Source organism: Microbacterium sp. NPDC055357 (assembly GCF_053644835.1).
Genome location: NZ_JBSHLZ010000008.1, coordinates 38,119 through 52,742 on the forward strand (window position 1 = coordinate 38,119; position 14,624 = coordinate 52,742).

The window sequence follows — 14,624 nt, forward strand, 5'->3', positions numbered from 1 at the left end:
TCAGGCCACCGCCTTCTCGATCTCACCGGGAGTGGGGATGCGGTCGAAGTAGGACACGACCTCGCGGACGCCAAGTCCTTCCGCCGCCTCGCGCGTCAGGCGCTGTGCCGCCGGCACGACCCACGTCAGGCGGACGTCGTTCGCCGCACTGCCGAGCACCTCGTCGAGAACCGCGCGGCCCCGAGCGACGTCGTCGGGATCGGCCGACCACACGATCCACCCCTGCGGTGCACCGTTGACCGCGATGTACCGCGACAGTCGGTCGGCCGTCGTCGCGCGCAGGTGCGTCACGGGGATGCGGTCCTCCGCGGGCTTGGGCAGCGAGATGGCCCCTTCAAAAGAGATGTGGGGGCCGGAGTGCGTCGCACGGCGGCTCGTCCACAGCGCGTGCATCGCGGCCGTCTGGTCGATGACCTGTCCGACGTGGTCCTGGGCGCCCGGCCGGGTCTCGTCGATCAGTGCCCCAGGCGGAGGTGCGAGGTCGATGCCGTGCTCGACCCGGCCGCCGCTGAACCAGTCGAGCGTCGCGATCTGCTTCGCACGCACGGGCGCGCTGTAGAGGGAGGGGATGTCGCCGGAGACCACGAGCCGCAGGGCGCTGCTCGCGCCCGCGACGACGTGGAGCCCGAGCGTCGGCTCGTGCGACCGGTCGGCGAGCGCCTCGCGATCACCCGGCCCCCACCAGGAGGCGACCGCGCAGTCTTCTGCTGCGCGGACCGCCTCCCGGAGGGAGTCGGCGAGCGACGCGCCGCCATCGGGCCGGAAACTGCACGCGACACCGGTGTCCGGCGACATCCCCGTCGTCACTTTCAGCTGTTCCACTCCGTGAGGGTGCCGTCGCCGGTCCACTCGAGGTAGAGGCCCGGAGCGTCGAGACTCGCCTGGCCGCCGCTGTAGGTCAGCGGGCCGTAGACCGAATCCTGCTCCGTGATCTGCTCAAGCGCCTCGGCAACCTTCTGCGGGTCCGCGCTGCCGGCGGCCTTGATACCCTCGGCGAGCAGCCACATCGCGGTGTAGCCCTGGGCCCCGTACATGTCGGGGACCTCGCCATACTCGGCCTCATAGGACTCGACGAACGAGACGGCGGTGTCGTTGGTGTTGAAGCCCGCGTGGAAGGGTGACATGAAGATCGTGCCCTCGAGCCCGCCGCCGGACGTCGTGAAGAGCTCTTCGCTGTCGACACCGTATGTCGTCAGGAGCGGCTTGTCGTAGCCGCGCTCGCGCATCGACTTCGCCAGCAGCGCCGTCGGGGTGCCGAGTGTCGCGCCGATGACGGCGTCAGGGTTGAGCGCCTCGATCTCGGTCGCGGCCTGCGTATAGTTCGTGTCGGCTGCCGATGTCTCGATCGTCTTGACGATGTCGACGCCATTACGCTCCAGCGCGGCCGCCCACACCTTGGCGTCGCCGACCATGCCGTCGTTGTCCGCCGTCACGACGATGACGGCGGTCTCGATGCCTTCACCGGGAACGACCGCGTCGACGAATTGGTCATACATACCGCCCTCTTCGGCGGGGAGGATGACGGGGCGGTAGACGTACGGCGGGTTCGCGAGACCTGCGAGGATCGCGGAGGTGACGATCGCGGGGGTCTGCGCGTCTTCGATGACGGGCGCGAGAGCGCCGGCCTCGGACGACAGGCCACAGCACAGGATGCCGGAGGCACCGTCGGCGGCGTACTGGTTGAAGATCGCGATAGCCTGCGCCGGATCGCCCTTGATGTCGTCGATGCGGAGGTCGATCGTGGAGCCCTCGCCGAGGAATCCGCTCTCGTTGATCTCCTTGACGGCGAGCTTCGCCCCGTCAGCGATCGGGACACCGGCGAACGCCGCCGGTCCGGACAGGATCGCCGGGAAGCCGACGACGTACTCTGTGGCCGCGCCTTCGTCTGAGGGCTGGTCACCGGAGGCACATCCGGCGAGTCCGATCAGTGCGGCAGCGGCGATCGTGGCGATCGCGGCTCGCGTCCGCAGTCGGCGGGGGGTAGTGGTGGGAGACATCATCGTCCCTTCTTCGGGTTGTTCATGAGCATGTGAAGCAAGCACTTGATTTTGACATAGCGGACCAGAAGGCGCAACGGGCAAGTCGTGGTCGGGCGGGAATCCCTCCCGACCGACCACGGGACTCACTCGCCGAGTCGAGAGAGCGCGCCGTCGGCGCCCCAGACGAGATGCAACGCCGCCTCGGCGACTGTCGCCTGCCCGCCGGCGTACGAGAGCGAGCCGTACACGCTCTCCTGCTCTGAGATCGCGGCGAGGGCCTCGCCCACGGCGACCGGGTTGTCAGACCCTGCATCACGGATGCCGGTGGCGAGAAGCCATGCGGCGGTGTAGCCCTGAGCCGCGAACATGTCGGGCGCAGTACCGAAGGAGTCTTCATACGCGACGGCGAAGTCGGCCGCGAGGTCGTTCACGGGGTAGAGCGCCTGGAAGGGCGTCGGGAAGATCGTGCCGACCATGGCACCGGCCGACGCGTCGTAGGCCGCACGACTGTCAGCGCCGACGTTCGAGACGATGGGCTTGTCGTACCCCAGCTCACGTAGGGCCTTGGCGAGATTGGCGGTCGACGAGCCGATCGTGCTCGCCACGACGACGTCGGGGTCGAGGTCGATGATCTGCGTGGCCGGGCCGATGTACGACGTCTCAGCGACCGGCACCTCGACCGTCTGCCGCAATTCGACGTCGTTGCGCTCCAGTCCGTCGGCGTAGACGGCGGCATCCTGCACCATCGCGTCGTTGTCGCTATTGACGACCATGACAGCTGTCGCATACTCGGCATCGCCGAAGACGGCATCGAGGAACTCGTCGTAGACGCCGCCCGCGCTCGATGGCACCTCGAACGGCCGGAACAGGTGCGGCGGATCGGCGAGCCCGTCGAGGATCGAGACAGTGACGACGCCCGGCACCGTGCCTTCCTGCAGCAGAGGCAGCAGCGCCCCGGCTTCGCCGCCGAGCGTGCAGCACAGCACTCCGACAGCGCCCGAGGCTTCGGCTTCCTTGTAGCCCGCGATCGCCTTCGCGGGGTCGCCCGCCGTGTCGAAGAACTCTAGATCGATCGTCGAACCGTCACCGAGGAAGCCGGAGTCGTTGATCTCGTCGATCGCCAGCTCAATTCCCTGGGCGACCGGGATTCCGGCGAACGCACCGGGTCCGGATTGCACCAGCGGCGCCGAGACCTTGTAGACCGTGGCCTCTCCCGCCTCGCCTCCGTCATCGCCGGCCGCGCACCCCGCGAGCGCCAGCGCGCTCACAGCGAGAAACGCAGCACCACGTATCCGATTCGTCATGACGTGCCCTCCTTCTCTTCAAGCCCCGACGCCGTCGTCGGGGTGAGCCTGACCTCGCCGCGGTCGATGACGAGCTCTCCATCGCTCGTGACCACCTGGAACGCGGCGCCCGCGGCAGTGCGCCACGCGCGCAGGCGCAGCGGGTCGCCCGGGAGAACGGGTCGCACGAATCGGCCGGACATCGCCTGGAACGGCGCGACGTCTCTCCCGCACAGCTCGTTCACGATGAGTCGGGCGGCGAATCCGTACGTGCACATGCCATGCAGGATCGGCCGTTCGAAACCACCCCGGGCCGCGAACGACGGATCCGAGTGCAGCGGGTTGCGGTCCCCCGTCAGACGGTAGAGCAGCGCCTGGTCGGGGCGAGGGGTGAACGGCACATCGACATCGGGCCGCGCGTCGGGTGCCGACCACGCGACGCTCGGGCCGCGCTCGCCCCCGAAGCCGCCGGCGCCGCCGAGGAAGGCGCCGGTGCGGCTGCGGGCAAGGAGAGCATCGGTCTCCTCGTCGCGCAGCTCCGTCTCGGTCCAGACGATCGCGTGCGGATCCTTGTCCCACATCTCGGTGATCGTCGTCGTGACGCGGGCGCGCCCCTCCGAGGGGAGCGGCCCCGCGAGTTCGAAGGACTGCTCGGCCTGGACAGCGCGGGTCGGGTCGTACGTGCCGACGTCGGGCATTCCACTCACGAATCCGAGCACGACGGCGAAGCTCGGGATGACCTGCTGCGGCGTGCCATCGGTGTTCTCGGTCGTGAAGGCGAGCTCCTCGGCGGGATCGGCTTGTCCGGCGCCGACGGCGAGCGCGTAGAGCAGCGATTCACGAGTGGTCCAGCGGACGGTCGCCGGCTCCGTGCGGAAGCCGAGACGAGTGGGGTCGAGCGACATGGTCGCCTCCATTGGCGAGTCGGGTGCACCACGCACCAGGACGGGTGGATGCGGTCAGAGACCGCTCAGGGTCGCGACGAGCGCGCGATGGGCGGTGGGGGTGCCGTACAGGGCACGCGATGCGACGACGCGACGGAAGTGATGCGAGATCTCGTGCTCCCACGTGAACCCGATCCCGCCGTGAACCTGGATCGACTCGCGCAGCACCTGCATCGCGGCGTCGCCGGCCCGGGTTTTGGCAGCCGAGACCGCGAAGGCCCATTCCTTGTCAGAGGGATCGGTCGCGACGGCGGCCGCGACGGCACTGTAGGCGGTCTGCAGGTCGCCGTACATGTCGACGAGCTTGTGTTTGATGCTCTGGAACGACGCGATCGTGCGTCCGAACTGCTCGCGCACGAGGGAGTAGTCGCGCGCGAGCGAGAACGCGCGCATCGCGGAGGCGAGCAGGTCGACACTCGTGAGGAGCCCGCCGACGCGCCACGCCTCGGCGAGCGCGTCGGTCACGGCGTCGCCGGTCGCGAGGACGCGCGCGGCGGCGTCGGCGAGGTCGAGCGTCGCGAGCCCGCGTCCCGGGTCGACCGATTCCATCGCGGTGCGCGTCAGGCCCGCGGCATCCGCATCGACGACGACGACGGACGGGCGCCCTTCGGCGTCTATCGCCGCCACGAGGAACGCATCCGCGTGCATGCCGCTGTCGACGAACGTCTTGCGGCCCGTGACGCGGACCCCGTCGCTCGCACCGCTCGCGCGGGTCTCGATATCGAGCGACGCGCCGCGGTCGTCCTCGTGGAACGCGACGACGGCGACGACGCCCTCTTCGGCGATCGCCCGCTGCAGAGCGGACCCGTCTTCCGGGTCGAGCAGCCGAAGGAGCGACACGGCGACGCCCGCCGTCGCCGTGAGCGGCCCCGACCATCCCACGCGCGCGGCCTCGGCGACGGCCGCGGCAAGCTCGGTCATCGACGCCCCCTGCCCGCTCAGGTCCTCGTCGACGAGGAGGCTCGCGGCACCGATCTCCTCGACGAGCGCGTCCCACAGGGGTGGGCGGGCGTCACCGCTCGCGCGGCTGACCTCCCATGGACTGCGGTCGTCCATGAACCGCGCGAACACAGGACTGATCTCGGGACTGAGGGGTGCGAACACCGGAAAGGCTCCTCTTCATTGAACAAGCGCTTGCTTTTACCCGGACAGGGCTCGGGCCGTTGCAGCCGCGCCCTGATCAGCTCGGGGCGCGGACGCCGTCGAGCAGGATCGCGGTCTGGATGGCGATGATGTCGTCGATGCTCGCGCTGCCCCGCGGATCGAACCATCGGATCACCGCCTGCACCGCTCCCATGATCGTGCGGTAGACCATGCGTGCGCCGATATCGCTGCGCAGCGCACCCCCGTCGATACCCTCTTGGATCGTGCGGAGCCAGATCTTCTCGACCTGCATCTGCCGGTCGTGGATCTCGGTCATCGGCCGCACGTACTGCCAGTCGTTCTGCAGAATCGTGAGGTGTTCGCGGTGCGTCACCGTGCCGCGCAGTGCTTCGGCGAGCAACTTCTCGAGCCGCGGCACCGCTCCTTCGGTCTCTTCCAGGGCGCGCTCATAGGCGCGGATCTGCTTGTCGAGGTACTCCACGAGCACTTGCTCGACGATCGACTCCTTCGAGTCGAAGTAGTAGTAGAGACTTCCCGAGAGCATGTCGGCTTCGTCCGCGACATCGCGGACGGTCGCGGACGAGAAGCCGTTGCTGGCGAACACCTTCGCGGCGGCGCGCAGGATGACCTCTTTGCGAGCGACGCCGGCGGGAGAGCCCGCCGACCTGCGCCTGGTGGTGGTTGTCACTGTGCGTTCCCCCTCTGGGACGGCTCCGGATTCGGGGGAATCCTACCGAAGCGGTGCCCGCAGACCGTACGGGCCGCGCGGAGCATCACGGCTGACCCGACACGATCGTAACCAGACTCACCAGGTCACCGGGGCTTCCGCCCTGGTTCTGGATGAGGCCGAACCGCGGATCGGCGACCTGCCGCTCGCCCGCCTCGCCGCGGAACTGCAGCCACATCTCGTACAGCATCCGCAGGCCGCTTGCACCGACGGGGTGCCCGAAGCTCTTGAGGCCGCCGTCGACGTTGACCGGCAGCGCGCCGTCGCGGTCGTAGCGCCCCTCGAGCACGTCGCTCCACGCGCGGCCGCGCTCCGAGAAGCCGAGTTCCTCCATCAGCACGAGCTCGGTCGGCGTGAAACAGTCGTGCACCTCGGCGAGTGAGATCTGGGATGCCGGATCGGTGATGCCCGCCTGCGCGTACGCGCGCTGCGCTGAAACGGCGGCCTCGGACAGGTCGGAGTAGTCGTAGTCGCTGTCGAAGCGACCCGTGCCCGATCCCGCGTCGTGCGCGAGCGCGTGGATGAAGAGGGGCCGGTCGGTGTATTTGTAGGCGTCCTCCGCCCGGACGATGACGGCGGCGGCGGCGCCGTCGGCGACCCCCGAGCAGTCGAAGACGCTGAGGTTGCCCGCGAGGGCGGGAGCCGCGGCGATCGTCTCTTTCGAGACGGCCTTGCGGAACTGCGCGCGCGGATTGAGGGCGCCGTTCGCGTGGTTCTTCCACGCGATGTGCGTCATCGCCTCCTTGATCTGCTCCTCCGAGACGCCGTACCGGCGCGCGTAGGCGGGAACGATCATGGAGTACATGGCCGGGGCGCTCAGCACGGCCGGGGTCCCGTCGTTGGGCACGCTCGGCATCTCGAGGCCCGAATAGCCGGCATCCTTCAGCTTCTCGCCGCCGACTGCCATGACGATGTCATAGGCACCGGAGGACACCGCGAAGCACGCGTTTCGGAACGTCTCCGATCCCGTTGCGCACATGTTCTCGACGCGCGTGACGGGCTTGTGCGAGATGTTCAGCGGACGCGTGAGCGTGAGCCCGGATACCCCGGAGATCATCGAGCCGAGCCAGAAGGCGTCGACGTCCTGCACGTCGAGACCGCCCGCGGACGCGAGCGCGCCGTGCGTGGCCTCGACCAGGAGGTCGTCGACGCCCCGGTCCCAGTGCTCGCCGAAGGCGGTGCACGCCATTCCGACGATCGCCACCGGGTTCTTCAGTGCATGCGTTCCCATCAGCCGACCTCCTCCTCGTGCGGGCGGACCTTCCACACATAATTGCGTACGCCGTTCGCGCCGATGCTCGCGAGACGGAACGTCGGACGGACCTTGTCGCCGATCTCGAACGAACGGCCGACGGCATCCGTCATCTCGCACTCGAAGCGTCCGCCTCCCTCGAAGTCGACCGCGACGACCTTGGCCGGCAGCTGGATGGACTCCGAGAGCCAGTCGTCGGTGAACGTCGCGACGCGGCCGGGCACGTCGACCATCGAGACCGGGGTGAATCCGTCCGTCGCGGAGCACTTGAGGCAGACGCGGCGCGGCGGCATGTTGCGGTAGCCGCACGACGTGCACTCACCCGCGACGAAGCCGAACTTCCAGGCCGCGGTACGGCGCGAAGCCGGGGGCACGGGCGGACGCACGTCGGGGCGGCGCGCGGGCTCGCGCGGCAGGAGGCCCCGCCAAGAGAGGAAGTCTCCGTAGCCGATCGAGTAGCCACCCGACATCGCGTGCGCGAGCCCCCCGGACTGCGGCGGCGCATGCTTCGCCGTCATCCGGAAGACGAAGGCGTCGGCGCCGTCGGCGCCGTGCGCGACGAGCACGGTCTGCCCCGCTGTCGCGACATCGAAGACGGCGGCGAGCCGCACGGCGAAGTCGGCCGCACCGACGTACCCGAGCCCGCCGGCGTCACCCGAGGCCAGCTGCTCGGGGCGAAATCCGCGACGGACGACGCCCGCGGCGCGCGCATGGGGTGTGCTGATGATGACGTGGTCGGCGCCGTCGCGGTCGAGGCCCGCGCGGTTGAGGGCCTCGGTGAGCGCGCGCTCGATGAGCGGCACGTACTCGTCGACCGCGAAGCGCTCCTCCCACGTGCGCGTGCGCGCCTCGCCCGGCCCGCGCCAGCGATCGAGGAACTCGCTCGTGACGGATGCCTGACCGATGAGCTCGGCGACGGGATCGGACCCGATGACGAATGCCGCCGCACCGTCGGCACCCGAGGATTCATCGGCCGATCCGGGCAGGCCGTAGCGGATGTCACTCATCGAGACGACGGAGGAACCCGACGCGAGACCCGCCCGCAAGGCGCCGGCACCGCCGCGCAGCGCGCCGCCGACGTCATAGGCCGCGGCATCCTCGCCGAGGCCGGACGCGACGGCGACGGTCGCGGCGTTGGACTTCTCTTCATACGCGGGACGACTCGTCGCGAACCAGAGCGTGTCGATGCCGGTTGCACCGTTCAGGGCGCGGCGCGTCGCCTCGACCGCCAGGGTCGTGGTGTCCTCGTCGTACGAGGCGACGGGGCGAGTGCCCTTCGCGCGGATACCGAGCACACGCGCGGCATCCGCCAGGTCGAGCCGCGGCGCGGGCACATAGGCACTGTAGGTCTCGATGCCGACCACGGCACGTCCTTTCGCCGGCTGACAGTTTAAATCAAGCACTTGCTTTGCTAGTGTACGAAGTCAGTCACCGCCGACGCAACCGACGTCGGAACGGGTCGGCCGAAGGAGGACGATGACGAGCGTGAGCGAGGCGCAGTTCCGAGAAGAGGTCGCCGCGGCGCTCGATGCGTTCGCCGAGCGCCGGACGTCCGACACCGCGTCGGGGCCAGGCGATGATCGCGTGTCGGTCGTCGCGGAGCGATCCGAGGGCGAAGCCGAAGAACTGGCCGAGCTGCGCCGCTACCGTGCGCATCTCGCCGAGCGCGGCCTCGCGTGGGTCGACGGCCCGACCGAGTACGGCGGACGCGAGCTGCCCTCGTCGTTCGGGGCCCTGCTGCGCGACATCGAGAGCGAGTACGTGCTGCCCGACGACGGGTACCTGCGCTTCAGCGTCTCGACGCTGTCCCCCACCCTGCTCGCGCACGGCACCGACGCCCAGCGCGACGACCTGCTCCCCCGCCTGCGCACGGCGGACGTCATCGCGTGCCAGCTCTACAGTGAGCCGGGCGCGGGTTCCGACCTCGCGGGCCTGTCGACGCGCGCGGAGCGCTCGGGCGACGGCTGGCTCCTCTCGGGCCAGAAGGTATGGAGCTCGGGCGCCCACTTCAGCGACCTGGGCCTGTGCATCGCACGGACCGACCCGACGACGTCGAAGCACGCGGGCCTCACGACCTTCCTCGTGGACATGCGCGCACCGGGCGTCGAGATCCGCCCCATCCGCCAGCTGACGGGAGGCGCGTCGTTCGACGAAGTGTTCCTGACCGACGTGTTCGTGCCCGACACGGCGCGCGTGGGCGAGGTCAACGGCGGGTGGTCGGTCGTCGTGACGTCGCTGCTCAACGAGCGCTCGGCGATCGGCCGCGAGGTGGGCGTCGATGCGACGCTCGTCGATCGGCTCGTCGACCTCGCCCGCACGTCGTCGGCACCGCTGGACGAGCGCACACGCGACGCCGTCGCCGACGTCGTCGTCCGCGCGTGGGCCGCTCGGCTCACGACCGAGCGCATGCTCCGGTCAGACGGCACGCCGGGCCCCGAGTTGGCCCTGACGAAGCTCCTCACGACCGACCTGCTCACGCAGATCAGCGACATCTCCGCCGACATCCTCGGCGCGGCGCACGTCGCCGACACCGGCGCGTGGGGCACGTATGCCTGGTCCGAGCTCACGCTCGGACTGCCGGGCCTGCGCGTGGGAGGCGGCACCGACGAGATCCTGAAGAACGCCGTCGGCGAGCGGGTCCTGAACCTTCCGAAGGACGCACGATGAAGATCGACATGGGCATGATCGGCGCGACGGGCGCCGAATGCGGGCCGATCGCGTCGGCCGCGGAGCGTCAGGGATTCGACGCCGTGTGGGCCAGCGAGAGCGTGACCGATTCGTTCCTGCAGTCGCAGGCGGCACTTCTGCAGACTTCCCGGCTCACGGTCGGCACAGCGATCGCCGTCGCGTTCGCCCGCAACCCCATGTCGACGGCGTACGCCGCGTGGGACCTCGCCGCAACGTCGGGGGGCCGCTTCATCCTGGGCCTCGGCAGCCAGATCCAGCCGCACATCGAGCGCCGGTTCTCGATGCCCTGGTCGTCGCCGATCGCGCGCATGCGCGACTACCTGCTCGCCCTCGACGCGATCTTCACGTCGTGGCGCGACGGGTCGAAGCTCGACTACCGCGGCGACATCTACCAGCACACCCTCATGACGCCGGTCTTCACGCCTCCGCATCACGACCACCGCATCCCGCTCATGATCGCGGCGGTCGGCGAGCGCATGACCGCCCTCGGCGCCGAGTTGTGCGACGGTCTGCTGCTCCACGGCATGACGACGACGGCCTATCTCGACGGTGTGACGCTGCCCGCCGTCGAGCGCGGCCTCGCCGCCTCGGGGCGCACGCGCGATGCCCTCGAGCTGTACGTACCGCTCTTCCTCATCATGGGCGACACCGAGGAGCAGATCGCCGAGACCGCGCGCAAGACGCGCGAGCAGATCGCGTTCTACGCGTCGACCCCCGCCTACGCCGCCGTGCTCGAGAGCGTCGGCTACGACGAGCTGCAGCCCGAGCTCCAGCGGCTGTCCCGCGACGGCCGCTGGTCCGTGATGGCCGACCTCATCGACGAGCCGCTCCTCGACGCGATCGCGCTGACGGGAACGCCCGACGAGATGCCCGACCTCTGCCGTGCGCGCTTCGGCGGACGCGTCGACCGGATCTCGTCGTACTACGGCTGGCCCGTCGACGATCCCGACCGACTGCGCGAGATCCTCTCGCGCTTCCACGACGACACTCCGAAGGAGTCCCGATGACGAGGCTCACGCCCGCAGACCTGGTCGCCCGCGCCGAGATCGCGGACACCCTGCACGCCTACAGCCGCGGAGTCGATCGCCGCGACATCGACCTGCTCGCGGACCTCTTCACGACCGATGCGACGTTCGACTACGGGCATGGCAACGTGACGTCGGGCCGCGAGTCGCTGCGCGCGCTCTTCATCGCGGCGACGGGCAAGTACCTCGCGACGAGCCACCACGTGTCGACGATCAACTACCTGCGCCTCGACGATCAGAGGGCCTCGACGATCAGCTATGTCTACGCGTTCCACGACACCGGCGACGTGCACTTCCATATCTGGGGATGCTACGAAGACGAGCTCGTCGACGACGGCGAGCGCTGGCGGATCGCTGCCCGCAAGGTGCGCACGGCGGGCGCGAGCACGGTCGCCTCCGACGCCCTGCCGGAACGATTCGAACGCTACGCACGCGCCGACGTGGGCTGAGCCGTCCCGTCAGAGCGGCAGCTCGTAGACATCGAACGCGTGCTGCGTGTCGCAGTACTCGCGCACCTCGTCGATGAGCCCGTCATCCCGCACTGCGAGGACGAACGCGTACCGGTTCTGATAGCGGCGACCGTTCGCGCGCCGCGTGCCCTCGCCGATCGCCTCGACGCACACGAGGCCGGCGTCTCCTTCGATGAGTCGGTGCGCACGCACGCGCAGGCCGTCGACGTAGCCCGCCGGCAACTGCGAGATCCGCCCACCGCGCTGGGACACGAGCACGCGCCCGACGACGAGCAGGTCCGGGTCGCGGTCGACGGGCCCCTCGACATCGGACCAGCGGCGGTCCCGCCCACCGTCCGCCCACCATGTGGCATCCGGGGCGAAGAGCGTGAAGAAGGCGTCCTGATCGCCCGTTGAGATCGCCTCGAGAAGAGCGAGTGCCGCCCGGCCGGGGGCACCGCGCGGCGTGATCACGGCCGCAGGCGGATGCGCCGCCTCGGACCGCCGGTCGAGGTGGCGGCCGTCGAAGACGTCGGCCGCGTGGCGCGTATCGAGGTACTCGCGCACCGAGCGCACGAGGCCGTCCGCCACCTCGATGACGAAGCAGTACCTGTTGCGGTACGGCCGCTCACCCCGGTAGAGGCCGTCGCCTGCGACCTCGAGAACCGCGAACGGCCCGCTCGCGAACGAGCGGCGCACGATCTGCCGGACGCCGCCGGGAAAGCGCTCGCGCACGCCCGCGAGGCCGTCGCACTTGACCTGCGCGTCCATTTCTCCGTGCAGCGGCCACGGACGGTGCTCACCCGGGTCGACGCCGAAGACACCGCTCGCCCGGTCGAGTCCCGTGTCGACCCACCACGTGGCCCCCGGAGCCATCCACGCGCGCACGCCCTCGGCATCATTGGCGTCGAGCGCGCTCATGAAGGAGAGGGCGACGTCGAGGGTCGCGTGCGTGGAGGAAGTCATCGTTGCCAATCCGTAGAGCAATCGCTTGATTTATCACGAGAAAACCACAGAATTCCGCGGTTCCGCAACCCCCGCGGGCACGCCGGCGCGTTGCGTAGATCAAGCACTTGCTCTACAGTCGGATCACCGCCGACGACGCCGCGAAGGACTGCCGATGATGCCGATGAGCCTCTGCCTGGAAAGGGCTGACCGATGACCACGGGCCGCCTCGCGGGCCGCGTCGCCTACGTGCTCGGCGGCGGCAGTGACGGCCCCGCCCGCCCCGGTGAGGCGATCGCGATCGGCAACGGCCGCGCCATCGCGATGCGCTTGAGCGCCGAAGGGGCGACGGTCGTCGTGGGCGACAAGGTCCTCGAGCGCGCCCAGACGACCGTCGAGCACCTCAATGGTCCGGGCCTCGCCGTCGATGTGGATGCCGCAGACCCGGCCTCCTGCCGAGCGGCGGTCGCCGCCGCGCTCGACCTCACGGGGGCTCTCGACATCGTCGTCTGCAACGTGGGGGTGTCGGGGCGCGAGCCGCTCAAGGTGCAGTCCCTCGAGGACTGGGAGTTCGCCGACGACGTCAACGTGCGCTCGCACTGGATCACGGCGCAGGAAGCGCTGCCCACGATGCTCGAGCAGGAGCGCGGGGCGTTCGTCTTCGTCGGGTCGACCGCGGGCGTGCTGAGCAGCCGCCGTTCACTGTCCTACGAAGCCACGAAGGCGGCACAGCTCGCCGTCATGCGTCACGTCGCGGTGCGCTATGCCGACCGCGGCATCCGCTCCAATGCCGTCGTGCTCGGCAATATCAACTCCGCGCTCGTGCGGCGCGAGTTCGGTGCCGACGGCTCGGACGCGCGCGCCGCCGTCGTGCCGATGCGACGCGAGGGCACGCCGGAAGAGGCCGCGTCGGCCGTGGCCTTCCTCGCGAGCGACGACGCCGGGTACATCACGGGCCAGAGCCTGATCGTCGACGGCGGCGTGAGCGCCGCGTGGCCGATCCCGCCGCGGTGACGTGAGACGTAAGACGAAGGAGTCAGCGTGAACAGTCAAGTCGTCGTGAGCGGCGTCGGAATGCACCCGTTCGGGAAGTTCCTCGATCTGTCGATGAAGGACATGGCCCGCGTCGCTGTCGAGTCCGCCCTTGCGGACGCGCAGATCGGCGTCAAGGACGTGCAGGCGCTGTTCTTCTCGAACGCCCTCGCTGGGCTCATCACGGGTCAGGAATGCATCCGCGGCGAGGTGACGGTGTATCCGCTCGGGCTCGCCGGCATCCCCATCCACAACGTCGAGAACGCGTGCGCGTCGGGCGGGAACGCCCTGCACCTGGCCTGGATGGCCGTCGCCTCGGGCATGTACGACACGGTGCTCGCACTGGGCGTCGAGAAGGCGAACCACGAGGACAAGCAGCGCACGTTCAGCGCATACGCCGCCGGCATGGACGTCGAGCAGGGCTTCGCGACCGGCGACGGCGCAGGGCAGGAGCGCAGCCCCTTCGTCGACCGCCAGGCGAAACTCGCATCGACGCTGTTCGATGACCGAGGCGTCACGATGGAAGGCCTCGCGCGCGTCACGTCGCGCTCGCTCGAAGCTGCACGGCTGAATCCCTTCGCGCACCGCCGCTTCGGCGGCACGCCGGAAGACGTGCTCAACGCGCGCGTCGTCGTCGAGCCGCTCACGGTGCTCATGAGCTCGCCCGTGAGCGACGGCGCCGCCGCTGTCGTCGTGACGAGCCGGCCGGATGTCGTGAAGGCGGCCCGCTCGGTGCCGATACTCGCCTCGCGGATGGCGACGCGGCCCCCGCGTGACGAGCCGGACGCTCCCAACGCCGTCGAGGCGTCGGCGATCGCCGCCTATGAGCAAGCCGGTCTCAGCCCCGAGGACATGGATCTCGCCGAAGTGCACGACGCATCGGTCGCGTATGAACTGATGGCGTGGACCGACACAGGTCTGTGCGCGCCCGGCGACGAGCAGCGTTGGGCGATGGACGGCGTGACAGCAGCGGGGGGCGCGTTGCCCGTCAACCGCTCGGGTGGTCTCGTCGGCCGTGGACACGCCCTCGGCGCCAGTGGTCTCGCGCAGGTGCACGACGTCGTCGCACAGCTGCGCGGCGAGGCCGGCGAACTGCAGCTGGACAAAGCCGACCGTGCCCTCGTGCAGATCGGCGGAGGCGTCGTGGACTGGCTCACGGCCGCCTCAAGCGTGCACATCCTCGGAAAGGGCTGACC

Annotated in this window: 14 protein-coding genes; 5 read left to right on the forward strand and 9 right to left on the reverse strand. The window is 69.7% G+C overall.

Features of this window, described 5'->3' with window-relative positions:
- The 8 genes from ACWICD_RS11285 to ACWICD_RS11320 all read right to left on the reverse strand — a co-directional run bounded on the left by ACWICD_RS11285 (position 1) and on the right by ACWICD_RS11320 (position 8,653).
- The gene (locus ACWICD_RS11285) at positions 1-822 is read right to left on the reverse strand and encodes an LLM class flavin-dependent oxidoreductase (protein ID WP_454140204.1); all 822 of its coding nucleotides are present in this window, start codon (positions 820-822) and stop codon (positions 1-3) included.
- Positions 810-2,000, reverse strand: coding sequence for an ABC transporter substrate-binding protein (locus ACWICD_RS11290; RefSeq protein ID WP_454140205.1), 1,191 nt, complete (start codon positions 1,998-2,000; stop codon positions 810-812). Before ACWICD_RS11290 ends, ACWICD_RS11285 begins: the two co-directional genes overlap by 13 nt.
- A 122-nt stretch (positions 2,001-2,122) precedes the next feature.
- On the reverse strand, positions 2,123-3,283 hold the full coding sequence (locus ACWICD_RS11295) for an ABC transporter substrate-binding protein (protein ID WP_454140206.1): 1,161 nt from the start codon (positions 3,281-3,283) through the stop codon (positions 2,123-2,125).
- Positions 3,280-4,167 carry a MaoC/PaaZ C-terminal domain-containing protein gene (locus ACWICD_RS11300; protein WP_454140207.1) on the reverse strand — a complete coding sequence of 296 codons (888 nt, stop codon included), beginning with the start codon at positions 4,165-4,167 and terminating at the stop codon, positions 3,280-3,282. The genes ACWICD_RS11295 and ACWICD_RS11300 overlap by 4 nt, the downstream gene beginning before the upstream one ends.
- 54 nt (positions 4,168-4,221) lie before the next feature.
- Complete coding sequence (locus ACWICD_RS11305; RefSeq protein WP_454140208.1) at positions 4,222-5,310, reverse strand: acyl-CoA dehydrogenase family protein; 1,089 nt, start codon at positions 5,308-5,310, stop codon at positions 4,222-4,224.
- A 76-nt stretch (positions 5,311-5,386) separates the two neighbouring features.
- Positions 5,387-5,998, reverse strand: a complete 612-nt coding sequence (locus ACWICD_RS11310) for a TetR/AcrR family transcriptional regulator (RefSeq protein ID WP_454140209.1) — start codon at positions 5,996-5,998, stop codon at positions 5,387-5,389.
- A gap of 85 nt (positions 5,999-6,083) precedes the next feature.
- The gene (locus ACWICD_RS11315) at positions 6,084-7,268 is read right to left on the reverse strand and encodes an acetyl-CoA acetyltransferase (RefSeq protein WP_454140210.1); all 1,185 of its coding nucleotides are present in this window, start codon (positions 7,266-7,268) and stop codon (positions 6,084-6,086) included.
- On the reverse strand, positions 7,268-8,653 hold the full coding sequence (locus ACWICD_RS11320) for a hypothetical protein (protein ID WP_454140211.1): 1,386 nt from the start codon (positions 8,651-8,653) through the stop codon (positions 7,268-7,270). Before ACWICD_RS11320 ends, ACWICD_RS11315 begins: the two co-directional genes overlap by 1 nt.
- Before the next feature lie 112 nt (positions 8,654-8,765).
- Between ACWICD_RS11320 and ACWICD_RS11325 the strand changes: the two genes are divergently transcribed.
- Genes ACWICD_RS11325 through ACWICD_RS11335 form a run of 3 tightly spaced genes read left to right on the forward strand, consistent with a single transcriptional unit; the run spans position 8,766 to position 11,451 of the window.
- A complete protein-coding gene (locus tag ACWICD_RS11325; RefSeq protein WP_454140212.1) occupies positions 8,766-9,956 on the forward strand; it encodes an acyl-CoA dehydrogenase family protein in 1,191 nt (396 codons plus the stop codon).
- Positions 9,953-10,984 (forward strand): TIGR03617 family F420-dependent LLM class oxidoreductase, encoded by a 1,032-nt coding sequence (locus ACWICD_RS11330; protein ID WP_454140213.1) that lies wholly within the window; start codon positions 9,953-9,955, stop codon positions 10,982-10,984. The genes ACWICD_RS11325 and ACWICD_RS11330 overlap by 4 nt, the downstream gene beginning before the upstream one ends.
- On the forward strand, positions 10,981-11,451 hold the full coding sequence (locus ACWICD_RS11335) for a nuclear transport factor 2 family protein (protein WP_454140214.1): 471 nt from the start codon (positions 10,981-10,983) through the stop codon (positions 11,449-11,451). The genes ACWICD_RS11330 and ACWICD_RS11335 overlap by 4 nt, the downstream gene beginning before the upstream one ends.
- Positions 11,452-11,460: 9 nt before the next feature.
- Here the strand turns inward: ACWICD_RS11335 and ACWICD_RS11340 are convergent, their stop codons facing one another.
- Positions 11,461-12,417: a nuclear transport factor 2 family protein gene (locus tag ACWICD_RS11340; protein WP_454140215.1), complete on the reverse strand. Its 957-nt coding sequence runs from the start codon at positions 12,415-12,417 to the stop codon at positions 11,461-11,463.
- Between the two features lie 192 nt (positions 12,418-12,609).
- On the opposite strand from ACWICD_RS11340, the gene ACWICD_RS11345 reads away from it, so the two are divergent.
- Both ACWICD_RS11345 and ACWICD_RS11350 read left to right on the forward strand, forming a co-directional pair.
- Positions 12,610-13,410 (forward strand): SDR family NAD(P)-dependent oxidoreductase, encoded by an 801-nt coding sequence (locus ACWICD_RS11345; protein ID WP_454140216.1) that lies wholly within the window; start codon positions 12,610-12,612, stop codon positions 13,408-13,410.
- Between the two features lie 27 nt (positions 13,411-13,437).
- A complete protein-coding gene (locus ACWICD_RS11350) occupies positions 13,438-14,622 on the forward strand; it encodes a thiolase family protein (RefSeq protein WP_454140217.1) in 1,185 nt (394 codons plus the stop codon).
- Positions 14,623-14,624: the final 2 nt, after the last annotated feature.